Origin of the sequence: Clostridium sp. D33t1_170424_F3 (assembly GCF_015667585.1) — a bacterium.
Classification (GTDB): domain Bacteria; phylum Bacillota; class Clostridia; order Oscillospirales; family Acutalibacteraceae; genus Anaeromassilibacillus.
On sequence record NZ_JADPEG010000004.1, the window covers coordinates 126844 to 151946 of the forward strand.

At 49.3% G+C, this 25103-nt stretch carries 25 protein-coding genes and 2 tRNA genes; 21 read left to right on the forward strand and 6 right to left on the reverse strand.

Going from position 1 to position 25103, the window contains the following annotated elements; all coding sequences use genetic code 11:
• Window positions 1-17: 17 nt before the first annotated feature.
• The 5 genes from deoC (at window position 18) to eno (ending at window position 4309) form a co-directional block, all read left to right on the forward strand.
• Window positions 18-683 carry a deoxyribose-phosphate aldolase gene (deoC, locus tag I4V53_RS04040; protein WP_195984112.1) on the forward strand — a complete coding sequence of 222 codons (666 nt, stop codon included), beginning with the start codon at window positions 18-20 and terminating at the stop codon, window positions 681-683.
• A gap of 43 nt (window positions 684-726) precedes the next feature.
• On the forward strand, window positions 727-1173 hold the full coding sequence (locus I4V53_RS04045) for a cytidine deaminase (protein WP_195984113.1): 447 nt from the start codon (window positions 727-729) through the stop codon (window positions 1171-1173).
• Window positions 1160-2491 (forward strand): pyrimidine-nucleoside phosphorylase, encoded by a 1332-nt coding sequence (locus I4V53_RS04050; RefSeq protein WP_195984114.1) that lies wholly within the window; start codon window positions 1160-1162, stop codon window positions 2489-2491. Before I4V53_RS04045 ends, I4V53_RS04050 begins: the two co-directional genes overlap by 14 nt.
• Window positions 2492-2711: 220 nt before the next feature.
• The gene (locus I4V53_RS04055; protein WP_195984115.1) at window positions 2712-2975 is read left to right on the forward strand and encodes a DUF6514 family protein; all 264 of its coding nucleotides are present in this window, start codon (window positions 2712-2714) and stop codon (window positions 2973-2975) included.
• 53 nt (window positions 2976-3028) lie between these two features.
• The gene (gene eno / locus I4V53_RS04060; protein ID WP_195984116.1) at window positions 3029-4309 is read left to right on the forward strand and encodes a phosphopyruvate hydratase; all 1281 of its coding nucleotides are present in this window, start codon (window positions 3029-3031) and stop codon (window positions 4307-4309) included.
• Between the two features lie 229 nt (window positions 4310-4538).
• On the opposite strand, the gene I4V53_RS04065 is transcribed toward eno, so the two are convergent.
• Window positions 4539-5084 (reverse strand): glutathione peroxidase, encoded by a 546-nt coding sequence (locus I4V53_RS04065; RefSeq protein ID WP_195984117.1) that lies wholly within the window; start codon window positions 5082-5084, stop codon window positions 4539-4541.
• A 295-nt stretch (window positions 5085-5379) separates the two neighbouring features.
• Here I4V53_RS04065 and I4V53_RS04070 point away from each other — a divergent pair, with 295 nt between their 5' ends.
• The 12 genes from I4V53_RS04070 to I4V53_RS04125 all read left to right on the forward strand — a co-directional run bounded on the left by I4V53_RS04070 (window position 5380) and on the right by I4V53_RS04125 (window position 15002).
• The gene (locus tag I4V53_RS04070) at window positions 5380-6051 is read left to right on the forward strand and encodes an RICIN domain-containing protein (RefSeq protein WP_195984118.1); all 672 of its coding nucleotides are present in this window, start codon (window positions 5380-5382) and stop codon (window positions 6049-6051) included.
• 163 nt (window positions 6052-6214) lie between these two features.
• Window positions 6215-6952 (forward strand): DUF2238 domain-containing protein, encoded by a 738-nt coding sequence (locus I4V53_RS04075; RefSeq protein WP_195984119.1) that lies wholly within the window; start codon window positions 6215-6217, stop codon window positions 6950-6952.
• 130 nt (window positions 6953-7082) lie between these two features.
• A complete protein-coding gene (gene sdaAB, locus I4V53_RS04080) occupies window positions 7083-7766 on the forward strand; it encodes an L-serine ammonia-lyase, iron-sulfur-dependent subunit beta (protein ID WP_502709353.1) in 684 nt (227 codons plus the stop codon).
• Entirely contained in the window at window positions 7766-8641 is an 876-nt protein-coding gene (gene sdaAA / locus I4V53_RS04085) for an L-serine ammonia-lyase, iron-sulfur-dependent, subunit alpha (RefSeq protein WP_195984121.1), read from the forward strand. The genes sdaAB and sdaAA overlap by 1 nt, the downstream gene beginning before the upstream one ends.
• Window positions 8642-8801: 160 nt before the next feature.
• Window positions 8802-9809: an alpha/beta fold hydrolase gene (locus I4V53_RS04090; RefSeq protein ID WP_195984122.1), complete on the forward strand. Its 1008-nt coding sequence runs from the start codon at window positions 8802-8804 to the stop codon at window positions 9807-9809.
• Between the two features lie 224 nt (window positions 9810-10033).
• Window positions 10034-10107 (forward strand) — tRNA-Gln (locus tag I4V53_RS04095).
• 1 nt (window position 10108) lies between these two features.
• Window positions 10109-10185 (forward strand) — tRNA-Pro (locus I4V53_RS04100).
• A gap of 609 nt (window positions 10186-10794) precedes the next feature.
• Window positions 10795-13047 (forward strand): ATP-binding cassette domain-containing protein, encoded by a 2253-nt coding sequence (locus tag I4V53_RS04105; RefSeq protein ID WP_195984123.1) that lies wholly within the window; start codon window positions 10795-10797, stop codon window positions 13045-13047.
• A gap of 20 nt (window positions 13048-13067) precedes the next feature.
• Window positions 13068-13685, forward strand: coding sequence for a DJ-1/PfpI family protein (locus I4V53_RS04110; RefSeq protein ID WP_195984124.1), 618 nt, complete (start codon window positions 13068-13070; stop codon window positions 13683-13685).
• 83 nt (window positions 13686-13768) lie between these two features.
• Window positions 13769-14200 (forward strand): pyridoxamine 5'-phosphate oxidase family protein, encoded by a 432-nt coding sequence (locus I4V53_RS04115; RefSeq protein WP_207747831.1) that lies wholly within the window; start codon window positions 13769-13771, stop codon window positions 14198-14200.
• A 51-nt stretch (window positions 14201-14251) separates the two neighbouring features.
• Window positions 14252-14503: a DUF3781 domain-containing protein gene (locus tag I4V53_RS04120; RefSeq protein ID WP_195984125.1), complete on the forward strand. Its 252-nt coding sequence runs from the start codon at window positions 14252-14254 to the stop codon at window positions 14501-14503.
• 25 nt (window positions 14504-14528) lie between these two features.
• Window positions 14529-15002 carry a hypothetical protein gene (locus I4V53_RS04125; RefSeq protein WP_195984126.1) on the forward strand — a complete coding sequence of 158 codons (474 nt, stop codon included), beginning with the start codon at window positions 14529-14531 and terminating at the stop codon, window positions 15000-15002.
• Window positions 15003-15238: 236 nt separating this feature from the next.
• Here I4V53_RS04125 and I4V53_RS04130 read toward each other — a convergent pair whose 3' ends face one another.
• The 5 genes from I4V53_RS04130 to I4V53_RS04150 form a co-directional block, all read right to left on the reverse strand.
• A complete protein-coding gene (locus I4V53_RS04130; RefSeq protein WP_195984127.1) occupies window positions 15239-15925 on the reverse strand; it encodes an ABC transporter ATP-binding protein in 687 nt (228 codons plus the stop codon).
• 22 nt (window positions 15926-15947) lie between these two features.
• Window positions 15948-18422 (reverse strand): ABC transporter permease, encoded by a 2475-nt coding sequence (locus I4V53_RS04135; RefSeq protein ID WP_195984128.1) that lies wholly within the window; start codon window positions 18420-18422, stop codon window positions 15948-15950.
• Between the two features lie 15 nt (window positions 18423-18437).
• Complete coding sequence (locus tag I4V53_RS04140; RefSeq protein ID WP_195984129.1) at window positions 18438-18842, reverse strand: FMN-binding protein; 405 nt, start codon at window positions 18840-18842, stop codon at window positions 18438-18440.
• Window positions 18843-18931: 89 nt separating this feature from the next.
• The gene (locus tag I4V53_RS04145) at window positions 18932-20353 is read right to left on the reverse strand and encodes a sensor histidine kinase (RefSeq protein WP_195984130.1); all 1422 of its coding nucleotides are present in this window, start codon (window positions 20351-20353) and stop codon (window positions 18932-18934) included.
• Window positions 20354-21058: a response regulator transcription factor gene (locus tag I4V53_RS04150; RefSeq protein ID WP_195984131.1), complete on the reverse strand. Its 705-nt coding sequence runs from the start codon at window positions 21056-21058 to the stop codon at window positions 20354-20356. It abuts the gene before it with no gap.
• 242 nt (window positions 21059-21300) lie between these two features.
• Between I4V53_RS04150 and I4V53_RS04155 the strand changes: the two genes are divergently transcribed.
• From I4V53_RS04155 to I4V53_RS04170, 4 genes are all read left to right on the forward strand, one after another.
• Window positions 21301-22293 carry a CAP domain-containing protein gene (locus I4V53_RS04155; RefSeq protein ID WP_286167014.1) on the forward strand — a complete coding sequence of 331 codons (993 nt, stop codon included), beginning with the start codon at window positions 21301-21303 and terminating at the stop codon, window positions 22291-22293.
• 208 nt (window positions 22294-22501) lie between these two features.
• Entirely contained in the window at window positions 22502-22891 is a 390-nt protein-coding gene (locus I4V53_RS04160; RefSeq protein WP_195984132.1) for a spore cortex-lytic protein, read from the forward strand.
• 11 nt (window positions 22892-22902) lie between these two features.
• Complete coding sequence (locus I4V53_RS04165; protein WP_195984133.1) at window positions 22903-24300, forward strand: peptidoglycan-binding domain-containing protein; 1398 nt, start codon at window positions 22903-22905, stop codon at window positions 24298-24300.
• Between the two features lie 11 nt (window positions 24301-24311).
• A complete protein-coding gene (locus tag I4V53_RS04170; RefSeq protein WP_195984134.1) occupies window positions 24312-24878 on the forward strand; it encodes a peptidoglycan-binding domain-containing protein in 567 nt (188 codons plus the stop codon).
• Window positions 24879-25103 lie beyond the last annotated feature (225 nt).

Sequence of the window (25103 nt, forward strand, 5' to 3'; positions counted from 1 at the left end):
AGGGAAGGAAGAGAAAAATGGAACAGGAAAAATTGCTGAAAATGGTAGATCATACACTTCTGACGCAAACGGCTACATGGGCGGAGATACGACAGGTCTGCGACGATGCGATTCAGTATCACACGGCGTCCGTCTGTATCCCCGCGAGCTATGTCAAGCGCGTGAAGGAGTACGTGGGGGAACGCATGGCGGTTTGTACCGTAATCGGTTTTCCAAACGGCTATGCGACAACAGCGGCAAAGGTATTTGAAACAGAGGATGCGATTGCAAACGGTGCGGATGAGATCGATATGGTGGCAAACCTCGGATGGATCAGGGACGGCCTGTACGAGCAGCAGCTGGAAGAAATCAGGCAGATCAAAGCAGCCTGCGGGGGTCGGATTCTCAAGGTAATCATCGAGACATGTTTGCTGACGGAACAGGAAAAAATACGCATGTGTCAGGTGGTGGCAGAATCCGGCGCGGATTATATCAAGACCTCCACAGGCTTTTCCACAGCGGGCGCGACCTTTGACGATGTGGCGCTGTTTCAGAAGCATGTGGGCCCTCGCATAAAGATCAAGGCGGCAGGCGGCATCTCTTCCCTGGAAGATGCGGAGCGCTTTGCCGCGTTGGGTGCGTCGCGGTTGGGAACAAGCCGGATCGTCAAACTGATCAAGAAGGAAGAAGCACACGGCTATTGATTCTGAAAAGGATGCGTTCATTTCTTTGATAAGGAGTAATGGAATGGAACACAAAAAACTGGTGACAGCGGCGCTTGCGGCGCGTGAAAAAGCGTACACGCCGTACGCAAAGTTTCAGGTTGGAGCAGCTCTTTTGGGAAAATCGGGAAAGATTTATCCGGGCTGTAATGTAGAATGCGCGTCGTATTCGCCCACCAACTGTGCAGAGCGCACGGCATTTTTCCGGGCGGTCAGCGAGGGAGAGCGGGCCTTTACCGCCATTGCAATCGTGGGAGGGCCGGAGGGAAAGCCCGTTGAATCGCTGTGTCCGCCCTGCGGCGTGTGCCGCCAGGTCATGATGGAATTTTGCGATCCGGATATATTCCAAATTATATTGGCGGACAGCCCGGATCACTGGCAGGTACATACCCTTCGGGAACTGCTTCCTTTGGGATTCGGGCCTGCGAATATTTCAGGAGGAAAGGAGGAAGAATCTCATGAGAATGTATGACGTTATTGCAAAAAAGCGGGACGGAGAAGCGCTTTCAGATGAGGAAATTCAATTTTTTGTGAACGGCTATGTAGCAGGCGATATTCCGGATTATCAGGCGAGCGCGCTGCTGATGGCCATTTATTTTCAGGGTATGACGCCGCAGGAGACGGCGGCTCTCACCCTGTGTATGGCACGCTCCGGAGACATGGTGGACCTTTCCTCAATCGACGGGATCAAGGTCGATAAACACAGCACCGGCGGCGTGGGGGATAAGACCACTTTGGTGATTGCGCCAGTCGTTGCTTCATTGGGCGTACGAGTGGCAAAGATGAGCGGGCGCGGGCTGGGGCATACGGGCGGGACAATCGATAAGATGGAATCGATTCCGGGGTTGCGGACCGCGTTGGATGAGCAGACCTTTTTCGATGTTGTGCGCAGGATCGGCGTGAGCGTCGTTGGGCAGACCGGCAACCTGGTTCCCGCAGATAAAAAGCTGTATGCCCTGCGGGATGTGACGGCGACCGTCAACAGTCTGCCGTTGATTGCATCCAGCATTATGAGCAAAAAGATCGCGGCGGGATCGGACCGCATCCTGTTGGACGTTAAGACGGGCAGCGGGGCGTTTATGAAGACCGTGGAAGACGCCATCGCGCTGGCGCAGGAAATGGTCTCCATCGGGGAGCAGGTGGGCAAAACCACCATTGCCCTGGTTACAGATATGGACCGTCCGCTCGGTTGTGCCATTGGCAATGCGCTGGAAATTCAGGAGGTTTGTGAAACTCTGCAGGGCCGGGGACCGGCGGACCTGACGGAGGTTTGCATGGAGCTCGCCTCCAATATGCTGATGTTGGCCGGAAAAGGCGATGTGGATACCTGCCGGGTTTTGGCGCAGCGTCAAATTGAGAACGGCGCGGCGTTTGCCAAGTTAAAGGAAATGGTTGCGGCGCAGGGCGGGGATGTCTCTGTGTTAGAAGATTTTAAAAAATTTCCCAAAGCGTCTGTTTGCCGGGCCGTTGTTGCACAGAAGACCGGCTATCTGTATGCGATCGATACGGAGCGGTGCGGGATAGCCGCGGTGGAGCTTGGCGCAGGCAGAGAGAAGAAAGAAGACGCCGTTGATTTCAGCGCGGGAATTGTGTTGCGCAAACAGATTGGAGAGCCAGTTCAGGAGGGGGAACCGATTGCGGATTTTTATACCTCGGGACTGGAAAAATTCCATGTCGCGGAAGAATTATTTCAGAAATCTGTATCGATAAAGGAAGAATTACCACCGCAAAAGCCGCTGATTTATGCACGTGTGACAGCCGATCAGATTGAAAGAATAAAATCGTTGTAGAAAAATAAAGAAGTTCTTTGTGCAATTTGCAGAAATTCACAGGAGCTTCTTTCTTTTATTTGATAGAATACGCTGTACATATTCCTTTAAATAGAGTCATATTTTCAATCTTGTTTGTATAGTGAAACAAAAAATTGAAAAAATGGTAAATGATGGTTGACTGTGCAAGCTTTATTGTTTATCATGACGATATATCATATGAATCCAGGGAGGTATTTGAGTGAGCGGCTACAAAACGATATTAGAGCATTTTGAGCATCCTGAATTAGGCTGTTATGACTCTTATGGAATCTTGGGAGAATTTTCAGATCAAATGATAAAATTGAGCGACGTTTCTATCTGCAGAGAAAAAGTGGAGAAAGCGGTTGCTGTGTTAAATGCTTATCAGGTATCGTATTTGCATTTGATGGATATCATCTCAGATTTCTGTGGGACAGACGAACTCCTGGAGCTTTACGGTCAAATGATTGGTCAGCGGGTTTAAAATGGCGGCATATGTGCAACAATAAAACATGAATTCTATTTGGAGGTGGAGTCATGTTGGATTGTAGGATTGCAAAAATCAGAGGCAGAGAAATTCTGGATTCCCGTGGGAATCCTACAGTGGAAGCGGAGGTTGTGTTAGCTTGCGGCGCATGCGGCAGAGCAAGCGTTCCTTCCGGCGCTTCAACCGGGATCTATGAGGCGCATGAGCTGCGCGACGGTGAAAAAAGGCGCTATGGCGGCAAAGGTGTTCTGAAAGCGGTGCGCAACATCAATGAAATCATTGCGCCGGCATTGGCAAGAATGGACGCGTTGCGTCAAACGCTCTTGGATCGTAAACTGTTGGAATTGGACGGCACAAAAAACAAGTCAAAATTAGGAGCAAACGCCATTTTAGCCGTTTCGCTTGCGGCAGCGCATGCGGCGGCGGAAGCGGCTTGCCTGCCGCTTTACAGCTATATCGGCGGCATGAAGGCGCATATGCTGCCCGTTCCGATGATGAATATTTTGAACGGCGGTGCGCATGCGACCAATAATATCGATATACAGGAGTTTATGATTATGCCCGTCGGCGCGGAAAGCTTCCGGGAAGCGTTGCAATGGGGCAGCGAGATTTATCATACGCTGGGTCGTCTTCTCAAAGAGCATGGCCTTGCGACCGCAGTGGGAGACGAGGGCGGTTTTGCGCCGAATCTTTCCTCGGATGAAGAAGCGATCGAATGGATTATTCGGGCGGTGCAGGAAGCGGGCTATACCACCGAGGACATTAAAATTGCGCTCGATGCTGCAAGCAGCGAATGGTATCAGGACGGAGTGTACACCCTGCCCAAACGGGGAAAGACATTGACAAAAGAAGAGCTGGCGGCATATTGGAACGCGTTAATTGACCGGTATCCCATTATTTCCATTGAAGACGGCCTTGGGGAACAGGACTGGGAAGGCTGGACCATGCTGACAAAGTCTTTGCCGATTCAGCTGGTGGGGGACGACCTGTTTGTAACCAATGCGGAACGTTTGCGCGAAGGTATTAATAAAAAGGCCGGAAACTCGATTTTGGTCAAGGTCAACCAGATTGGTACGCTGACAGAAACGCTGGACGCGATGGAAACAGCCCGTGCCGCGGGTTATACCGCCGTGGTATCGCACCGTTCGGGGGAGACAGAGGATACCACCATTGCGGACTTGGCGGTCGCGGCAAATGCAGGGCAGATTAAAACAGGCGCCCCATGCCGTACGGACCGTGTGGCAAAGTATAACCGCCTGCTCCGTATTGAGGAAGAACTGGGAGAGGCTGCCTGTTATGCAGGAAGAGACGCTTTCCCATTTAAAGTATAATAACCTCACGCCGTGACCGGAAGCAGAGCTTCCGACGGCTGAGAGAACATTGTACCGTTGTGATGGAGGCTGCGCCTCTTTATGGTATAATAACCTCACACCGTGACTGGAAGCAGAGCTTCCGACGGCTGAGAGAATATTGAACCGTTGTGACGGAGGCTGTGCCTCTTTATGGTATAAATAAAGCAGCTCCGCCGATGAAAGCCACCGGCGGAGCATTTTTAATCGTTTATAACAGCTTGCGAATGGAGTCTTCCACTTCCTTGAGGCCGGCAGTCGGTTCAAATCTGGCAACTACATTACCGCTGCGGTCCACAAGGAATTTTGTGAAGTTCCATTTGATATCCGGATTTTGTGCATAGTTTGGGTCTTCCTTACGCAGGAGGTCTTCCAACACGTTGGTGAGCGAATGCTCCGGATGGAAGCCCTGGAAGGCCTTTTCATTGGTCAAATATCGGAAAAGCGGTTCGGTTTGCGGTCCTTTGACGTTTGTCTTTGCGAGCATGGGGAACGTTACGCCGTAATTGGATCGGCAGTATTCCAATATCTTTTCATTGCTTTCCGGGTCCTGCTCATGAAATTGGTTGCAGGGAAACCCCATAATGACCAGGCCGTGATCCCGACACTTTTGAAACAATTTTTCCAGGTCTTCAAACTGCGGTGTAAAACCACATTTGCTGGCAGTATTGACAATGAGTAGAATTTTACCCTTATAGTCAGAAAGAGCAAGCTCTTTTCCGTTCATCTGACGCACGTGGAAATCATAGACGTTCATTTGCACGCCTCCTTTCTCGTTTTATTATGGAGGAAAAAAGACGCAATATACAGGTTTGCCTGACGGTATCAGCGTTGCTGTGCAGAAACCGTAGAGGCGTCAAGTCCAGGAAAAATGCGGATTTTTCGTTAAATTTCGTAGTGAATGTGTCTGGTTTTCATTTTGGTAACAATTGACTTTTGTCTTCTTTTCCAAAGATTGAATCGATGGAATTTGGCATCGTTGACTTTCGTTTGGTACGTGTTATAATAAATAACATAGAAAAATAAATTTCTGTGGCAAGGGAGCGTTGAACATGAGCGGACAAAAAAAGGAAGCTTTCTCCAATAAAATTTATACCATTGTTTCGAAGCAGAGCGGGAAAGTGTTGGAAGCGGAACTTGACGGTGAAAGCCGCAAGGTACAGATGAATCAGCAGACCGGTGCGGAGAACCAGCAGTGGCAGTTTATTGACGGGGGCGATCAGTATTATAAGCTGATGAACAAAGGCTCCGGCAAAGCACTGGACATTATGCTGGGCGGCTCTGAAAATGGCACATGGCTGCATCAGTGGGATGTAGTGGGTTCAGACAGCCAGCTGTGGTTTGTGGAAGCAGCCGTGGAGGATTGTTATAAAATTAAATCCAAGGTTTCCGGCAAATGCGTAGACGTTGTAGGCATGTCCCAGGAGGACGGCGCAAATGTGCAGATTTGGGAAGACCTTAACGGCGATAACCAGCAGTGGAAGCTGGTTGAGCTGGCAGCAGAAACGCCTGTAGCGACAGAGCCGGAAGAAACAGCGGTCGTCGTGGAAGAGCCCAAGGAAGTCGTGAAGACGGAGCCGAAAAAAACGACCAGAGCAACCAGGACAAAAGCGGCTGCAGAAAAAAAAGTGGAAGCGGCGGTCGTGGCAGCCGATGAAACACCGGCGGAGAAACCGGCTGCAAAAAGAGCGGCGAGAAAAAGAACTCCCAAAGCGAAAAAATAATCTTTGGCGGATAAAGGCCCATAGATGGGAAATCCATCTATGGGCCTTTTTGCTTTTATGTCATGCTTCTCATAATGCAGGTAAGTTGTGGGAAAATGTGATAAAATAAGAATATTTCCGGTTAAGCTTGTTTAAAATGGTAGAAATGGATAGGAGGAGTTTTATGAACCCAAAGAAATGGAACTGGAGCCGGCTTATCACCGTTTTTGTATTTTTAACACTGCTGGTTTCTGCTGTTTTTGTCGCAATTCGTTTGGTAATTGCGCCGGCACATCCGGAAGAAGGCAGTTTTGAACGCCTGAAAAGCGACTATGTCCTGATGTTTGCACAGTGTATCCTTGGCATGGTTGTGATGGTTCTTCCGGGCGTCATTTCTAAAAAACTGAAAATTGAAATACCGTCCGGTATGATGATTTTGTTTGTAATCTTTTTGTACTGTGCGATTTATTTGGGAGAAGTCAAAAGCTTTTATTATAATATCCGATCCTGGGACACGGTTCTGCACTGGTTCAGCGGCGCGATGATCGGCGCCCTTGGCTTTTCGTTTGTGGCGCTGTTTAACAATGCGGAGAAAATTCCTGTCAATTTAAGTCCGTTCTTTGTGGCGGCGTTCGCCTTCTGTTTTGCAGTGACACTGGGAGTGTTCTGGGAGTTCTATGAGTTTACGTTCGATGGACTTTTGGGATTAAATATGCAGAAGTTTGCGTTGGAAGATGGAACTCTGCTTGCGGGCCGGGCTGCATTGATGGATACCATGAAGGATCTGGTGGTCGATGCAGTGGGAGCGATGGTGGCAAGTATTATCGGGTATATTTCATTGAAGTACAAAAAAGGCTGGATTGAAAAATTTCAAATTACCCGTAAAAAGTATCTGGAAAACAAAGAACATCGCGCATCATGACAATGTAGCCGTATGCAGTGCAAACAGCGCTGCATACGGCTTTTTATTACGATAAAAGAGTTGCTTGTGATTACAATAGAAAAAGAATAGAATAATAGTATTAATAAATCGGGTCATCGGGAAAAGGTTGGTGAAGGCATTGCGTATTTTTGACATATTAGGCCCTGTTATGGTTGGACCGTCCAGTTCGCATACAGCGGGTGCGGTCCGCATCGGTTATATTACGAGGGAATTGCTGGGAGAGGAACCAATCAAAATAGAGATGCTGCTTCATGGTTCCTTTGCGGAAACAGGACAGGGGCATGGTACAGATCGTGCACTGGTTGCGGGACTGTTGGGAATGCAGCCGGACGACATGCGGATTCCGGAGAGTCTGCGGCTGGCAAAGGAAAAAGGAATTATTGTCAAACAAGGAACAGTCCAATTAAGAGACGTGCACCCCAATACCGTTATGCTGCGTGTGGCTGATTTGGCAGGAAAAGGGTTGGAGGTCATTGCGTCTTCTCTGGGAGGAGGGCGAATCCAGGTTTGCCGGATTGACGGCTTGGAGACCAACTTTAGCGGAGAGCGTCCGACGTTGGTGGTCCACAACCTGGACCAGCCGGGACACGTTGCAGAGGTGACCGGGCTGCTGGCGACTGAAGGCGTGAATATATCTTCCATGCATCTGTCCCGCGATGTCCGCGTAGGGTATGCGGTGATGGTTTTGGAGACGGACCAACCGATATCCCAATCGCTTTTAGCGGCTCTGCGCAAATTAGATGGCATTTTAAAAGTTACCTGCATTAACATTGGAACAGGGGAGGCGTTATAATGGCGTTTCAGTCCGTAATGGAGTTATTAAACCGTGCGGAAGAACAGAACAAACCAATATGGAGAATTGTACTGGAAGACGATCTGCTGGAGGGCAATATACAGGAAAAAGATTCGCTGCTGCAGATGCAGAAGATGTGGCGTGCCATGTGCAAGGCCGATGAAGGCTACTGTGCTTCGGAGCGTTCTTCCAGCGGATTAGTAGGTGGTGACGGCGGAAAGATGCAGAGTGCGGTACGGCAAAACCAAACGATCTGCGGCGCGTTTATGGGCAGCGTAGTCGCCCGCGCGCTGAAAATGGGGGAATGTAACGCCTGCATGAAACGAATCGTGGCCGCGCCGACGGCCGGGTCCTGTGGTGTAATTCCAGCGGTGCTGATTACCTATCAGGAACACTTTGGCGCAACGGAAGAAGCGATGATCCATGCGCTGTATGTTTCCGCAGGCTTTGGACAGGTAATCGCCTCCCGCGCCAGCATTGCGGGCGCGCAGGGAGGATGCCAGGCAGAGGTTGGTTCCGCTTCCGCAATGGCGGGCGCGGCACTTGTGGTTCTCCGAAAGGGAACGCCGGAAATGGCTGCTCACGCGTTTTCTATGGCTTTAAAGAATCTTTTGGGATTGGTATGTGATCCAGTTGCTGGATTGGTGGAGGTTCCCTGCGTCAAGCGCAATGTAATCGGCGCGGTAAACGCCCTGGCATGTGCCGATATGGCCCTGGCGGGCGTAGAAAGCCGCATCCCGCCAGACGAAGTGGTGGATGCCATGCGTGCGGTGGGAGACAGTATGCCTCTTTCGTTAAAAGAAACAGGACTGGGGGGACTTGCCGCTACACCGACCGGAAAACAAATTGCCTGCCGCCTGAAAAACAGCTTTTAAAATAAATTTTGGCTGGCGATTTTCAATCTGCGTATTAACATGATGCAAAGTAAAAAACGGAAAATTTGCATCAAAGTCAGAAAAAGGAAAGTTTCTTGACATTTTTATTCATAAATGGTAGTGTAAGTTACAACGTGTTATATGATAAGGAGATGGGTTTATGAAATTAAAGCGCATTGCATGGATAGTGGCTTGTGCCATACTTTGTGCTTCCCTGGCAGCCTGCGGCACAAGTGTGCAGCCGGGTGTGTCTTCACCCTCTAATTCTGAAGCAGTGGATGGCAAAGCGCCGCAGGGCGAAGATTGGTCCACAATCATGCAGGTTGATTGGAAAGAAAACAGCGTAAAATTGGACACCGGCATCAATATGACTTATCTGGTGTGCGGACCGGAGGACGGCGTTCCGGTGCTCCTAATCCACGGCGCTACGGACAGCCGCATTTCCTGGTCGCAGGTTGCACCGGAACTGGCAAAGGATGGATATCGCTGCTATATTCCGGAATTGAGAGGCCATGGTAAGTCGGACAAGCCAGAGACGGGCGAAAAAGGGTATACAGTTGATCAGCATTGCAGCGACATCCTGAGTCTGCTCGATCAAATTGGTCTGGATGAAGTGGTGCCGGTTGGACACTCTCTGGGTTCTCTTATTACTCAGGAACTTTTATTGACGGAACCGGAAAAGTTTCCGAAAGGTGTGTTGATTTCTTCCAGTGCAAAAATTGTAAACAATCCCACATTGGATTGGATTTTACAGGGGGACGGAACAGATTTCCTGGGGGTGCGCGGATATGACGAAGCGCAGGAAATTCCGGATGATTTCATTAAATCCTGGACAGAAACTACCAATGAAGACGCCAATTTTAAAAATGCATTGTATGCGCACGCGAAAACATTGCCTTACATGGATTGGTATTATATCTTTAACGGCTGCAACGGCTTGGACAACACGCAGCGGCTGGCGGCGGTTACCTGCCCGGTAGATATCATCTGGGGCACGGAGGACGTCTTCTTTATGCAGGAGGATGAAGAACTTTTAAAGCAGTCTTTGAGCAATGCAAAAGTGGAGTTTTACCAAATTGACGGTGCTTCCCACAATATACACTGGGATGGAAAATCAACCTGCGATGCGGTTGCAAAGGAAATTAAGCGCTTTATCAGCGAGGGGTAATCTTTAAAAGGATGCAAAGGGATAGGATGATTCGTTTTAACCGGGTCTGTTGCAAGACTTTGCATCCTTTATCTTTGTTCTAAAGCAATATAAAAGAAACTTCATAAAAATCCCAACTTTTTTAAAAAAAGGCTTGCAATTTGTGAAGACTTATCATATAATAACTAAGGCGCTCCGATGAGGGCTTGGAAAAGTCCCTGTAAAGCGCTGATTTAATTGAATGTTGCGGAATTGTGTAATGGTAGCACGGCAGACTCTGACTCTGTTTGTGAGGGTTCAAATCCTTCTTCCGCAGCCATCGAGGTGTGGCTCAGCTTGGTAGAGCGCTACGTTCGGGACGTAGAGGCCGGAGGTTCGAATCCTCTCACCTCGACCAGAGGAAAACCCTGAAAACTGGCTTATATGCTGGCTTTCAGGGTTTTTATTTATGTATTCTTGTTGCACAGTTTATTCTGTTTTGCCTGATATCTAACAATGATCTTATTTTTAAACGATTTAAAAATAGACTGCAAAATTTTAAAAGACGGATTTGTTTTAGCTATAGCCGATTGCTTGTTTTGATAATGATCAACAGGTTTTCGGCGGGAAACGAAGTGAAAAAAATCACAATGTCAGTGGCCGGTAGTGCTGCTGGCATTGTGATTTTTGTTTGATAGAAAGGTCTGTTTTAAATCAATCATACCTTGCGCCTGTATTTTTTGTATTCTCTGATTGGTGTGGCTTCTATATTATTTGATAGCCATAATATAAGAATGTACGGAAGTCAGCAAAAAATGTCATGTATATGGTTATAGGATGCTGTAAAATAAAAAGAATAACCGCAAAGGTCAGATGAAGTAGTATTGTTGACTAAGATGAACATTTTTAAGGGCGAAGGACATATTGCCATGAGTAAGAGCGGGGCAAAACATTTTATAGGGAATAGTGATGCTGCGGTGGTTATCACAGCGTTACTTATGGGATGATAGGAAAAGAGGTATAGAAAATGTCTGATATTCTTGTGCAGGGGCTGACTCAAAATAATTTAAAACATGTGACGTTCCAAATTCCAAAGGAGAAAATCACTGTGTTTACCGGGGTATCCGGTTCCGGAAAATCCAGTATTGTTTTTGATACCATCGCGGCAGAGTCACAGCGGCAGATGAACGCCACCTACCCGGCGTTTGTGCGGTCCAGGCTTCCCAAATATCCAAAGCCGGCCGTAGAGCGAATTGACAATTTGACAGCATCTGTCGTGGTGGATCAATCTCCGTTGGGAGGGAATGCCCGCTCGACAGTGGGAACCATCAGCGGGCTGTACGCGAGTCTGCGGCTGCTGTTTTCAAGGATCGGACAACCTTATGTGGGGACAGCGTCCTATTTCTCCTTTAATGATCCCAACGGCATGTGCAAAACCTGTTCCGGCCTTGGGAAAGTCACAAAGGTTGATGTGGAGGCCATACTGGACCTCAACAAGTCCTGGAATGAGGGCTGCGTCATGGACTCTTTGTATCGTCCCGGTTCCTGGTATTGGAAGCAATATGCGCAGTCCGGCCTGTTTGATCTGGATAAGCCGGTTAAAGAGTATTCCAGTGAAGAATACAATCTGCTTCTGTACGGGTCCCGGGACGGCAAAGGGGAACCGGAAAATTCGAAAGTGACCGGTTTGTTTCACAAGTACACAAAAACGCTTTTGAACCGGGATGTCAGCCAGAAAAGCAAGCATACACAAGAGAAGTCCCAAAATTTGATTACCGAGATGGAATGCGCAGACTGTCACGGAAAACGGCTGAATGAGGCGGCTCTGAGCTGCAAAATTGGCGGCTATTCCATCGCAGACATGTGCGGGATGGAACTGACGCAGCTCCGTGAAGTTTTGTCGCAAATATACAATCCAACGGTAGAGGTTTTGCTGTATACTTTAATAGAGGGACTGGACAGAATGATCGAGATCGGTCTGCCCTATCTGCATTTAAACCGGGATACGCCATCCTTGTCCGGTGGAGAGGCGCAGCGGCTGAAGCTGGTCCGGTATATGGGCAGCAGCCTGACCGGGCTGACCTATATTTTTGACGAGCCCAGCACCGGGATGCACCCCCGCGACGTCTACCGCATGAATAACCTGCTCCGGCAGCTTTGCGACAAGGGAAATACGGTACTTGTGGTAGAGCACGACAAGGATGTCATTTCAATTGCGGACTATGTCATTGACGTGGGGCCGCAGGCGGGGCAAAACGGCGGAAGGATTGTTTTTGCGGGCAGCTACCCGGAACTGCTCCAGGCCGATACCTTAACAGGAAAGGCAATGCTCCAGTCCTTGCCGGTGAAACAGACGCCCCGCCGGCCGGTGGGATATTTGCCGGTTCGGGACGCCTGTCTCCACAACTTGAAGCACGTGGACGTGGATATTCCGTTAGGCATCATGACGGTTGTGACCGGCGTTGCCGGTTCAGGAAAGAGCACCCTGATTTCTCAGGTGTTTGCCAAACAATACGAGAACGACATTGTGATGATCGATCAAGGGCCGATCACGGCAACGAATCGCTCCACCCCGGCATCCTATCTCGGCTTTTTTGATGAGATACGCAAGCTTCTGGCGCGGGAAAGCGGCAAGCCGGACGGTCTGTTCAGCTTCAACTCGGCAGGCGCCTGTCCGGTGTGCGGCGGGAAGGGCGTGATTGTAACAGAGCTTGCGTTTATGGACCCGATTGTGACGGAGTGTGAAGCCTGCGGCGGCATGCGGTACAATCAGGAGGCGCTTGTCTGCACCTATAAAGAGAAAAATATTGTCGAGTTGCTGGGGCTGACCGCCTCTCAGGCAATGGAAGTATTTGAGGACGCAAAAATCAGGAAACACCTGAAAGTGATGCAGCAGGTGGGACTGTCCTATCTGACGTTAGGCCAGCCGCTCAGCACACTGTCCGGCGGTGAGCGCCAGAGAATCAAGCTGGCAAAGAATCTGGGGAAAAAGGGCAGTATCATTGTAATGGACGAGCCGACCACAGGCTTGCACATGTCCGATATACAGAATCTGTTAAATTTGTTTGACATGATTGTATCCCGCGGGAACACCCTGGTGGTGATTGAACACAATCTTGACGTGATGAAGCAGGCGGACTGGATCATTGATATTGGCCCCGACGGAGGGAAAAATGGCGGTGAAGTGGTGTTTATCGGGACGCCGATGGAGATGGTGCGCAGCGCAAATACGCTCACGGCGGAAAGTCTGCGGGCCTCCTGCACCCATGGGGCAGATTGAATCAAATGGGAGGAATCGATATGAAGAAAGAGATTCTGTTCGTGGTATTGGACCAATATGCGGATTGGGAAGCGGCTTACTTATCCTCTGCCCTTTATATGCTGGGACAGGGAAACTATGCGGTAAAAACCCTGTCTTTGACGAAAGAGCAAATCTGTTCGATCGGCGGTTTTCATCTGTTGCCTGATTTTGCAATCGATTCGGTTCCCGCCGATTATGAAGCGTTGATTTTGATCGGCGGCATGTCGTGGAGAAATGAGGCCGCCCGGAAAGTCAAACCAATCGTGGAAAAATGCCTGGAAGCCGGGAAAGTTTTAGGCGGTATTTGCGATGCCGCGGCGTTTCTGGGTACAATAGGCGTCCTGAACAATGTGCGTCATACGAGTAACGATTTGAACGACTTAAAGCGGTGGGCGGGCGCAGCATATACCGGTGAAGCGAACTATGTGATGAAACAGGCCGTGAGCGACCGTTACATTGTTACGGCAAACGGAACAGCTTCTCTGGAATTTGCAAGAGAAGTGCTGCTGACTTTGCAGGCGGCGCCGGAAAATAAAATAACAGAATGGTATCGCTTCCATAAGCTTGGCTGTTATGAAGCGGCGATGCCAAAGGATGCAACCAGCTGGAATGACTGAGCGTTCAGGATGGCGGAAGAGATTTACATGCAGGATCGGAGCCTTTGGCGGACAGATTAAAAATTAAAAGGAGGAACAGGTAAATGATGCGTGACGCGGATAAAACCATAGGCAATTTGATTGACAAACAAGGCGTTTCCTTTATCGCTTCCATTTCAGAGGATGGCTTTCCCAATATGAAAGCAATGCTTCCGCCCCGTAAGCGAGTTGGCATCAGGGAATTTTATTTTACGACCAATACATCGTCCATGCGGGTGGTGCAATATCGCAAAAATCCCAATGCAAGTATTTACTTTTGCGATAAACGTTTCTTCAGAGGCGTTATGCTGATCGGACATATGGAGGTATTAGAGGATCCTGCCAGCAAGGAAATGATTTGGCAGGAAGGCGACACCCTGTACTATCCAGAAGGAGTAACCGACCCGGATTATTGTGTGCTGAAATTTGTTGCACACAGCGGACGCTATTATGCAAACTTTCATTCGGAAACGTTTGAGATAAATGAAAAGCAGTAATTTCCAGTCGTTTTTGACGGATACTATGCAGACAGCAGGTGTTCTTATAAAATGAGTAAACATGATGAATTGCTGAAAAATGTGGATCGATTACACACGACAGAATTAGGCGCCGTGCGAATCAAACGGAATCTCTCTTTGGATACAGAGGACGTGATCGGATGGTGCAAAGCGAAAACCGGTTCTGCCGGTGCCGTTGTGGAAAGAAGAGGGAAAAACTGGTATGTATATGCGGATGGATGTATCATAACAATCAATGCGTACAGTTATACCGTTATTACGGCCCACAAGGAAAAACGATAAATTGAAAATATCAGGAGGAGTATCAATGAGTGAGAAATATACGTTTCATGATTTTTTAGATGCCGTCGATGTTGAAAATCAGGAGTTTGTGCGTGCTCTGCATGATGAATTGACGGAACTCGGCTGTAAAATAGAGGTAAAGCTCGCCAAGAGCGGCTATGTCGTATCCTATAGCTTGAATAAAAAGACCATTGCCAACTATGTGTTCCGCAAGAAGGGACTGATCGCCCGTATCTATGCAAACCATATTGTACAGTATATGGAGGTGTTAGATACGCTGCCCGAAGAGATGGTGCGGGCCATTCGAGAAGCGCCCGTCTGCAAGCGGTTGATTGACCCGTCCACCTGCAACCAGAGGTGCTCTATGGGCTATGATTTCATCTTAAAGGGCGAGCGTATGCAAAAGTGCCGCAATGGTGCATTTATGTTTTTAGTCAGCAAAGAAAGCAAACCTTTTATAAAAGCCCTGTTATTGAATGAGGCAAAAGCATCGGCCTGAGAAGTGTATAAAAGGTCCAGAGAGGTTGACTGAATGAGCAATCTCAGCAGATAAAAGCCTATGGAACCTTCCATAATAACTGCAACATAAATAATATAGGAAACGCTGATACGAGTTTGCGGCGGTGAGGTAAGACCTTTTGGGTTTTATCTCGCCGCCGCTTTTTTATAAAACAATGTCTGCTGTCACCTGACAAAGGCAGACGGCACCGGTAAAACATGACGAAGCATTGCTTCTTAAATGATGCAGCCGTCTTGTACGGTGATCGTTCGGCTGCTGCATGCAGCAGCTTCCGGGGAGTGCGTCACCATGATAATGGTCTGTCCGCTGTTCTGGTTGATCTCCTGCAGCAGGCTCATAATTTCCGCCCCGGTTTTGCTGTCCAGGTTGCCGGTCGGTTCGTCTGCAAATAAAATTTCAGGGTTTCCGATTAAAGCACGGGCGATGGCCACGCGTTGCTGCTGCCCGCCCGATAATTCGCGGGGCGTATGGGTTCGCCGGTTGGACAAACCAACTATTTCCAAAATGTGATGAAGCTGTTTTTTGCAGCTTCCCATGTTTTTACCGTCCAGAAGCAGCGGAAGCATCACATTTTCTTCCACATTCAGGTTGGGAATCAGGTTATAAAACTGAAATACAAACCCGATTTTCTGCCTCCTGAGCCGGCTCATTTTTTCATCCCCCAAACGGGAAATATCTGTACCGTTCAGCAGGACTTGCCCGCTGGTTGGTATGTCCAATCCTCCAAGGATGTAAAGCAGCGTGCTTTTCCCGGAGCCGGACGGTCCCATGATAGATACAAATTCGCCCTGCGCCACTTGCAGCGACAGGTCTTTCAATACCTTTGTCGTAGTGTCGCCAATCCGAAAGTTCTTCACAATATGTTTTCCCTCAACGGCTATTTTGCCAACGCTCTGTTTCATTTGAAATCTCCAATCCTGTTGTTTACTCAAATTTGATCTCCTCTACCAGCTTCATGTTCCGGCCTTTGACAACTGGGACAATGGAACCGAGCAGGGTTACTGCGATGCCCATACCGCCGGCGGTCAGGAAGGCCATGGCGTCTAATTCCGGGACCATTGAAATCTTGGGGCCTGCTACAAGAAAAATCGTTTGAATCTCCATGTAAGAGACAAAGATTGCCGTAATGGCGCCGATGAGTCCGGAGGAAAAGCCCTCAACCAGCGTCATTTTTGTGTTTTGGCGGTTGCTGAGTCCCACAGATTTATACATGGCAGTGCTGCGTCTTTTTTGTATGCAGTTAATCAGCAGGTTGTTGATTACGCCCACGGCTGCCAATAGAAGGATCAGATAGGTCAGGCTGTGCATCGGCTGCAAAAAGGCGCCCACGGTAACAAGTGCGTCGTTGTTAAACTCCTCTACAGTCCGGCTCCAGTTCGGTGTTTCACCAAAAAGATCGCGGATCTGCACCATGACGGCGTCCGGGTCCGCCGCGGTATAAGCAAGGAACTCATAGGCGGAAGCGCCAAAGTCAGACGCTGTAAAAGAGGAAGAAATGACAGCCTCAACGTCTGTGGCGCGTGACTTAAAGCAGCCGACTATCAGATAGTCGTTTTGCGTAACGCCGTTGGAAAGGGACAGGGTATCTCCAACGGAAGAGCCAATCCGTTTCATACAGTCTTCACTTAACAGGACAGTCCTCTCTGTGGCAAAGGCAGGAACCGCTTGTTCGATCATTCCTTTTTCCGTTTCATGCAGCGCAAACATGGAACGGTACCAGTCCAGATGATCGGTTCCCTCCAAACGGCTCAATGTCGTGCCGTTTGCCTGTATCCGGTTTTTAAATACATGGAGAGGCAGCACCTTTTCGACGCCCTCCATATTTTTTACCTGTTCTACAAAGTTCGGTTCCATTTTTCCATCTGCAAATCCCTGCAGCTCTGCGCCTTTGAATACGTCGCTCACATAGGTTGTCACAAAGCTGCCCACAGTGGTAATTGCAATGACGGCAGAGATGCTGATAAAAAGCAGGGTGATATTCTGCTGCACGTTTTTGTTGTCCCGCATATTCCGGGCGGCAAGCCGTCCCTCGTTTCCCCAAAATATCCCGTAAAGGCGTTCCAGCCCCATGGAAAGCAGATTGGTCAACAGGGGAATTATCAAAATGGTTGCAGCGATCAATCCCAGCAGAGAGAACCCTCCTGCCAGGTACAGCATATTCCCGGTAACCAATTTGGGAAGCACAACGGAGGCAGCAAACAACGCTGTGCCCAAAACCACGATGAACCACCGGGAATCATGCGTTTCTTCTACCGTTCCGAATACCACGTCCTTGATTGGCAGACAACTTGCCCGGTGTACCGGGAACCACGCGGAAAACAGCGATACGGTAACCGCGACGGCAAAAGAAAAAAGAATGCTGTATGGAGAAATCACAACTGGAATTTCAATTCCCTGTGTCAGGGATTGTCCCATCCCCTGTAAGATTAGTTTTAAGGCCAAAATGCCCGCAGGGATTCCAATCAGCCCGCCCATGCAGCCGTACAGGGCGCTTTCAAGAAGGAGAATGCGGGTTACGGCTGTTTGCGTCGCGCCTACACTGCGAAATGTACCGATTATCGGAAGACGGTCTAAGGTGATTACTTTGTAGCTGCTGTAAATGATGAAGATACTCATAGTCAGGGCGAAGAAGCTGATCAGAAAGAAGGGCATGGATTTTTGCCTTGCATCCGCTGCAATCTGCGCTTCGTTTACCACTTCAGATACCCTGTAAATTCCATCAGGCAATGCAGCCGATAATTCTTCTTTTAATTCACTTGTAGTAATGCCATCGGCAGGTTCAATCAGGATTTTACTGTATCCGTCCGTCTGACGGAGCAGCCCGGCCAGCGTGGAAGGGGGCAGCAGGGCGTTTGCGCCTCTTGTATGCCGTAAGAAAACCGTATCATAGGCGGCAATCGCCGCTACCTGCAGACGGATGGGATTTCCACCGATTTGCAGGGTAATGGTGTCGCCTGCGTTTATATCGTATTTTGCAGTGAATCGGTCCGGTAAAATGACTTGATCTCCGGAAAAATTGTCCAGCATTCCGCCGTCAATCAGCCTGGGTGGATTGATCTGTTGGAGCTGTGCGAAATCTGCCGCAATCAGGTCAAGGCTCTCGTAGTAACCGTTTTCGTGGTAAAGAGCGGTCCCCTCCAAAATACCAACGCTTGTTTTGATGGAAGACAGGTTAGGGAGTATATCCATATGGATGCCGCCTTTTGCCGCCGTTACAGAAAGCGTTGCGCTTCCAGCCATACCGCGGGCCATTTTCCGCTGGGCGCTTTCATAAGACGCGCTGATGGAAAAAGATACGAATAGCAGTGTGGTGGAAAGCAAAATGGACAGCAGCATAACGGCTGTGCGTGTTTTGCGTTCTTTTACATTTGTTAAAATGTACTTCAGGATAATTTTCATAATGCTACCTGCTTTCTATTTAGACGTAGACGGCGTTTCTGCGTGAACCAATGCGTTTTCAATTGCTTTTAAAACGGTGTCGCTGGTGAGCGTTGCCCCGGTTATGGCGTCAACCTCCAATGACTGTTCGGAGCACACAGCCCTTGCGGTCCGTTCCGCCTGCTCCATATAAGAGGCTTTGTGCTCCACAATCTCAATATCGGCCATTTTATGGTCTTGTACCCGCACCTTGACAACGGCAAAAAGAACCTTGTTTTGACAGACGCCGATATAATCCCCGTCCTGAATCGCAGAGAGATCGATCGCACCGATTTCCAATCTCTGCGGGCGCAGCAGGAGCGCCGTAATAGCGAACCCCGCGCACAAGGCGACGGTCGCGGTTAGCAGATACAACCGCATCTGTTTCCATTTCCCTTTCACGAATCCACCCCCTTTGCAAATAAAAAGGTTGGTAAACAATCACTGTAATCAGGATAGTTTACCAACCTTAATGTCATCTTCAGAGAACCTTAATTAACCTTAACGCCAGGAAATAAAATTTGGAAGGAGGTGCCGACGCCGGGAATACTGGAACCCGAAATGGTACCGCCGTGGCGTTCAATAATGCTTTTGGCGATCGCCAGCCCCAGACCGGACCCTTCCGGCTTTTTTTCGGTGCTGGTACCGCGATAATATCGGTCAAAGAGATGTGCCGTTTCTTCCGCCGTCATGCCGTTCCCGTTGTCTGCCAGATCGATTCGGACCGTTTCGCCAGAACCTGAAACCCGCAGGGTGACCTCCGTGTCCGCCCTGCCATGTACAAAAGAGTTGATGACCAGATTGCGGAAGGCCCGCGTGAAAAGCGTTTGGTCAAATGTAAGGTCAATGCGTTCTGCGTTGCTCTCAAAATGAATGATCCGATTTTCATAATCCGGGGTGTTCAAAAGGTCAATGACCAGTTCTCTTAAGAAGCGGACGATATTTTGCTCTTTTTCCTTCATGGGAAGCATGCCGTTTTCCAATTGATAGGTTAATTTTAAATCGTCAATCAGCGTTTCCATGTATGCCGCATTTTTCAGCAGGATACCGGCATAGCGTTTGCATTGCGTTTCATTGTTACTGATGTCTTCCAGCAACAGTTCCGCGTAGCCCTTGATGGGGGAAAGCGGTGTTTTTAAGTCGTGGGTAATGTTGGCGATCCATTCCTCCCGCATTTTTTCTGTCTGCGTTTGCAGCTGGTCGCTGGCCCTGATTTCCGCGTCCAACGCGTTCAAACTGTCGTACAGGTCGCGGAAGGCGCTGTGGTCATGGACAGGAAGATAGCTTCTGGAAGAGAGGTCCCGAATGGACGTTGTCAGCTGTTTCATGGCTTTTGTGGTCCAAAGTCCATATAAAACGCCGGAAATCATAGCAACCAGAAAAAGGACGCCTAAAACAAAAAGCACAATGGTTTTTCCGCCTGTAAATCTTTCTCCATTCAAGTACATGGTGACTTTCAAAATTTTTACAGGGAAGTACAGGATATACGCATAGTCCTTTTCTTCGTTGGAGACTGTTCCAACGAAGGCGGTAACCGGTCTGTCTTTTGCCTGCCCCGTTTGATAAAGGTGCAGCAGATCTGCGGTGGAATAGGCATCCATCGCCTGCTGAGGCTTTTGGTAATGATATACGTCCTTGCCAGACGAATCCAGTATCTGCAGTCCTATATGATTGTCATGCAGCAGCGCAATACCTGCCTGCTTAATCTGTGGTGCGTTGTCAATAAAAAGTATTTGTTCCCTGAAATCCTCTGTAAAGGTCTTCGGCCAGTCGCTTCTTTTCATGGAGCCGTCCGGCTGCTGAACGGTAATCAACAGGAAGCTGAGACAGGCCACTGCCAGAATTGTGCCGAACAGAGACAAAAAGAAAAGCAGATAAATATGTAATACTGTACGGTAACCGGATTTTTTCATTTAGTCAGTCCTTCTCTTGAGCTTATAGCCAAGGCCTTTCACCGTAATCAGCTGCTGCGGATGGGAGGGGAACTCTTCTATCTTTTCCCGTAAATGCCGGATATGCACCATGATGGTGTTGTCACAGATGCTGCTGTACTCACCCCACACCTGCTCATAGAGCCGCTCTTTGCTGATGATTTTTTCTGCGTTTTCCATCAGATAGGTGAGCAGGAAAAATTCGCGACCGGTGAGGCTGATTTCTTTTCCCGATTTGTAGGCACGGCAGCTTTCTTTGTCAATCGAAAGCGGGCCGACGGTCAGGCGGGGATTCTCATCTAAGGATGAAGTCGCCTGATATTGCTGACGGCGAAGCTGGGCCTTCACACGGAACACGACTTCACGCGGGCTGAACGGCTTAGTAATGTAGTCGTCTCCGCCGCAGGAAAGTCCGAGGATTTTATCGATATCATCGTTTTTCGAGGATAGAAACAGGATCGAGCAGAAGGAAAATTCGCGTATTTTTTTACAAACCTCAAGCCCGTCAAGGTCGGGAAGCATGATATCCAGCACTACAACGTCGGGGGAACATTCCCGGCAGGCTTTGATTGCCGCCGCCCCGGTAGTTGCTTTTTGAATATTTTGAAATCCTTCCTGGCGCAAAATTTCTTCCATCAAGTCCACGATGTCTCTTTCATCATCTACCAGCAGAATTTTATGATCCATAAACGTCACCCGCTTTCTGTGTTTTACCTGCCAGAGCTTTTGTGCTTCCGCCAGCTACATTATAATTGTGCGGTCCAAACAATGCAAGCAATGGGGAAGTTTCTGAAAGGATAAGGGAAGAACCCATGGCGGTTCCAAACCGTCTGCTAGAATTTACCGCTATCATTTTCAATGGATTTATATTAAGATTAAATTGTTACAAACTTGTAACCAATACGTTGAATCGATAGGAGGTAAAAATTATGAAGCAATTAAGACTGCTGATGATCGTTCTGGCACTGCTGACGGCATCCGTTCAGTTACCGGTTGATCCGGGAAATTCGCACCCAAACGGCGTGTATCAGCCGGTGGGGGACAGTGTGGATTTAGAGGTGAATGAGGAAAATACGGTCCCCGGGGAACCGGAAAAACCGGAGATGGCAGAACCGGATGTGGAAGCGCCCTACATAGAGGACGACGGTTCCATGGGTTCCGGTGTGATTTCTGTCCCGGATACAGATTCACGTCCTGAGCCGTCTGAAGACGAACCCCAGACGGAAGTTTCGCAGCCCGAAGAATCGTTGCATCCTGATGCGTCTGAGGATTCCGAAACGTCTTCAAACCCGGGAACATCTTCCCCGCCTGAAACGTCCTCACGGCCTGAGACGCCTTCGCGCCCCAGTATTCCCTGGTGCCCGGAGATACCTTTGCGTCCGATACTGCCTTGGTGCCCCGAAGCGCCTTCACAGCCTGATGTGCCTTCGCTGCCTGACACGCCTTCGCAGCCCGATACACCTTCAAAGCCCGACACGCCTTCGGAACCAGAGTCTCCCGTGCCGCCTTCTTCGGAGCCGGAGACGCCTGACACAGACACGGATATGCTGTCTTATGCCGAGCAGGTGGTAAAACTGGTCAATCAGGAGAGGGCCAAGGCGGGGCTTGCTCCGCTTACGCTCAGCCAGCCGGTTGCCTCAGCCGCGCAGGTAAGGGCCAAAGAGATTACACAATCCTTTTCGCATACCCGGCCGGATGGAAGAAGCTTTTCTACCGCACTGACCGAACAAAATGTGAGCTATAGGAGCTCCGGCGAAAATATCGCATGGGGACAGAAGACTCCGGAACAGGTGATGCAGGGCTGGATGAACAGCGAAGGCCACAGGAAGAATATTATGAATGCGAAATTTACGTCGATCGGCGTGGGGTATCACCGCAATGCATCCGGCGTAAATTATTGGACGCAGTTATTTATTGGCTAACTGTTTACGCCCTGTAAGATGCACTTTTTTGAACAGACGCGTGCGTCTGTGGTTTTTCACATGTATGAATAGGGACCTGTTTTCTGCTTTTACAGGAGACAGGTCCTTTTCTATGTTCCGATGGTTGCAAAAGAGCGTAAATTTTCGTCTGAATTTTCCTTCCGACACATATATTTAGGGTATAAGAACAGAGAAAGGAGGGATCAGTATGCCCTCGCAGGGATACCTTATGGCCCGTGTTTTCACTTCAGACGCAATGATTCCCGTGGAGGACGCGACGGTTACGGTTACGCAGAAGTCGCCGGACGGACTGACAGAGCTTCTTGCCGTCTGGTTGACCGATGAAAGCGGCGCAACCAGATCGATCAGCATTCCAACACCCGATCTGGCGGCAAGTCAGGCGCCGTCTGAGGAACGCCCGTTTTCCCTGGTTGATGTGACGGCGGAGCACCCGCAATATGAACGAATTATCGTGGAGGATGTGCAAATCTTTCCAGATACCGTATCGGAACAAAATTTACAGTTCATTCCCCTGGATGAGGCGCCGGAGGTCTGGAACCAGACAGAAACCTTCAGCGTTCCGCCGCAGAACTTGTAAGGAGGTACGTTTTGCCAACCGTTATTCCATACATACCGGAAAACATTACCGTGCATTTGGGGGCGCCGTCCAGCAACGCTTCCAATGTAACGGTATCCTTTTCAGACTATATCAAGAATGTTGCCTCCAGCGAAATTTATCCCACATGGAGTGAAAGCGCCATGCGGGCAAACATTCTGGCTCAGGTTTCCTACGCATTAAACCGCGTCTACACGGAATTCTATCGCAGCCGGGGTTACAACTTTGACATTACCAACACAACCGCTTATGATCAGGCGTTTGTTAAGGGACGCAATATCTTTGAGGATATTAACCGTCTTGTCGATGAATTGTTTAACGACTACATACGCCGCCAGGGCTTTGTAGAGCCTTTGTTTGCCTCCTTCTGCAATGGCACAACCTCAACCTGTGAGGGCCTGAGCCAGTGGGGGTCCGAGGAACTGGCGCAGCAGGGGTACGATTCTATGCGGATTCTCCAAAACTATTATGGCGACGATATCGAGCTTGTAATAGACGCACCCATTCAGAACATAACAAATTCTTATCCGGGCACAGCACTGCGCGAAGGGGACACAGGCCCTAATGTGACCGTTATCCAAACGTCCCTGAACCGTATCTCCCAGAATTATCCGGCAATACCTAAAATTTATCCGGTGGACGGTATCTTCGGTCCGATGACGGCGGCGGCGGTGCGCAAATTTCAAAGCATTTTTGGCCTTGCTGTAGACGGCGTTGTGGGCAAAGGTACATGGTATCAGCTTGTCAAGCTGTATGTGGGCGTCAAACGTTTGGCGGAGCTGAATTCACTGGGACAGACCTTTACGGGAATATCTTGGGCATATCCGGACGCCATTATAGAGGGGGACAGCGGCCAAAAGGTGTCTCATTTACAGTATATGCTGGCGGTTCTCTCTGAATTTACCCCGCAGATCCCACCGGTGCAGGTCACAGGCGTCTTCGATGCAGAAACAAAGAGCGCTGTGCTGGCGTTTCAGAGGCGTGCCGGGATGCCGGAAACCGGGGAGGTCGGCGCACCCACATGGGATGCCATATACGACGCTTATGCGGGTACTGCTGAGACGGTCCTCAGCCGGGGCGAACTCTTTCCCTATCAGGGGAACCCAGCTCCAGCCACTACGGTTCAGGCTTTGCAGACGCAGCTTAACACGGTGGCCAACGCGACACCCGGCATGCCCCGCCCGCCAATTACCGGGCAGCCCGACGCAATGACCCAGCGGGCGATCCTGCAATTCCAAAAGCTTTGCAAACTTCCGACAAATGGACAGATTGATTCTGCTACCATTAAAGCCCTGGCTGACGATATTGGGGAACTTCGTTTTGCCAGAACGCCCCGTTTCGCGCAGTATCCAGGCTACAGCCTGCGCTATGGCATGGCCGATTCTCATTAGGAGGTGATAAAATGGCGGTTACAAACGAACCGATTGGCCAGCCGGTCCGGAGCCTGCAGACAATGCTGCGGGCCATCGCGCAATATGATAACGAGGTTCTTCCCGTCGTGCCAGACGGAATTTATGCCAACGATACCATTGCCTCTGTTTCTTCGTTCCAAAGGCGGCACGGGCTGCCCATCACCGGCGTGACAGATATGGACACCTGGTACACAGTAGCCGACGAGTACCGACGCGCTTTAGTGGAAATCAGCCCGGCGGCGTCGGTAAATCCGATTTTTCAAAGAGGCCAGGTCATTCACGCCAATGAGGTCAACGAGCACCTGTACATGATTCATGGTATGCTGATCGCTCTCCATGCCCATTATGATTCCCTGCCCCTTGTTTCCTGTAATAATATCCATGATACGGCCTCTGTCGCGGCCGTTCGGTGGCTGCAGGCGCGTGCCGGTGTCGAGCCCAGCGGGGATATCACGCGGCTTACGTGGAAAAATTTATCGCACCTTTACCGCATTACAGTCGGTGATGGAACGAAGCCGGCCGCATCTGTGTCTGGTTTCCGGGAAAGCGTGGGATGAAAATGACGATAGGCCTTATGCAAACCATGAGATCCTGTCGTATAAAATACATTTGCGTAAATAAACCTGCAGATCCGATGTGTAAATCGGACCTGCAGGTGTTTATTTGTATCATATAATCAAAAGGATTCCTGAATAGAATGAAACGATTTTTTAAAGGACAGAACTGCTTTCTGCATCAGCGGGAAGCAGTTCTGTCTTTTGTCTTTGAAAAGTAGATATAAA

Bases quoted from the DNA above. Each gene is read 5' to 3' on its own strand.
- deoC (WP_195984112.1), top strand. From the start codon at position 18: ATGGAACAGGAAAAATTGCTGAAAATGGTAGATCATACACTTCTGACG.
- I4V53_RS04045 (WP_195984113.1), top strand. From the start codon at position 727: ATGGAACACAAAAAACTGGTGACAGCGGCGCTTGCGGCGCGTGAAAAA.
- I4V53_RS04050 (WP_195984114.1), top strand. From the start codon at position 1,160: ATGAGAATGTATGACGTTATTGCAAAAAAGCGGGACGGAGAAGCGCTT.
- eno (WP_195984116.1), top strand. From the start codon at position 3,029: ATGTTGGATTGTAGGATTGCAAAAATCAGAGGCAGAGAAATTCTGGAT.
- I4V53_RS04065 (WP_195984117.1), bottom strand. From the start codon at position 5,084: ATGAACGTCTATGATTTCCACGTGCGTCAGATGAACGGAAAAGAGCTT.
- I4V53_RS04070 (WP_195984118.1), top strand. From the start codon at position 5,380: ATGAGCGGACAAAAAAAGGAAGCTTTCTCCAATAAAATTTATACCATT.
- I4V53_RS04075 (WP_195984119.1), top strand. From the start codon at position 6,215: ATGAACCCAAAGAAATGGAACTGGAGCCGGCTTATCACCGTTTTTGTA.
- sdaAA (WP_195984121.1), top strand. From the start codon at position 7,766: ATGGCGTTTCAGTCCGTAATGGAGTTATTAAACCGTGCGGAAGAACAG.
- I4V53_RS04090 (WP_195984122.1), top strand. From the start codon at position 8,802: ATGAAATTAAAGCGCATTGCATGGATAGTGGCTTGTGCCATACTTTGT.
- I4V53_RS04105 (WP_195984123.1), top strand. From the start codon at position 10,795: ATGTCTGATATTCTTGTGCAGGGGCTGACTCAAAATAATTTAAAACAT.
- I4V53_RS04110 (WP_195984124.1), top strand. From the start codon at position 13,068: ATGAAGAAAGAGATTCTGTTCGTGGTATTGGACCAATATGCGGATTGG.
- I4V53_RS04115 (WP_207747831.1), top strand. From the start codon at position 13,769: ATGATGCGTGACGCGGATAAAACCATAGGCAATTTGATTGACAAACAA.
- I4V53_RS04120 (WP_195984125.1), top strand. From the start codon at position 14,252: ATGAGTAAACATGATGAATTGCTGAAAAATGTGGATCGATTACACACG.
- I4V53_RS04125 (WP_195984126.1), top strand. From the start codon at position 14,529: ATGAGTGAGAAATATACGTTTCATGATTTTTTAGATGCCGTCGATGTT.
- I4V53_RS04130 (WP_195984127.1), bottom strand. From the start codon at position 15,925: ATGAAACAGAGCGTTGGCAAAATAGCCGTTGAGGGAAAACATATTGTG.
- I4V53_RS04135 (WP_195984128.1), bottom strand. From the start codon at position 18,422: ATGAAAATTATCCTGAAGTACATTTTAACAAATGTAAAAGAACGCAAA.
- I4V53_RS04145 (WP_195984130.1), bottom strand. From the start codon at position 20,353: ATGAAAAAATCCGGTTACCGTACAGTATTACATATTTATCTGCTTTTC.
- I4V53_RS04150 (WP_195984131.1), bottom strand. From the start codon at position 21,058: ATGGATCATAAAATTCTGCTGGTAGATGATGAAAGAGACATCGTGGAC.
- I4V53_RS04155 (WP_286167014.1), top strand. From the start codon at position 21,301: ATGAAGCAATTAAGACTGCTGATGATCGTTCTGGCACTGCTGACGGCA.
- I4V53_RS04160 (WP_195984132.1), top strand. From the start codon at position 22,502: ATGCCCTCGCAGGGATACCTTATGGCCCGTGTTTTCACTTCAGACGCA.
- I4V53_RS04170 (WP_195984134.1), top strand. From the start codon at position 24,312: ATGGCGGTTACAAACGAACCGATTGGCCAGCCGGTCCGGAGCCTGCAG.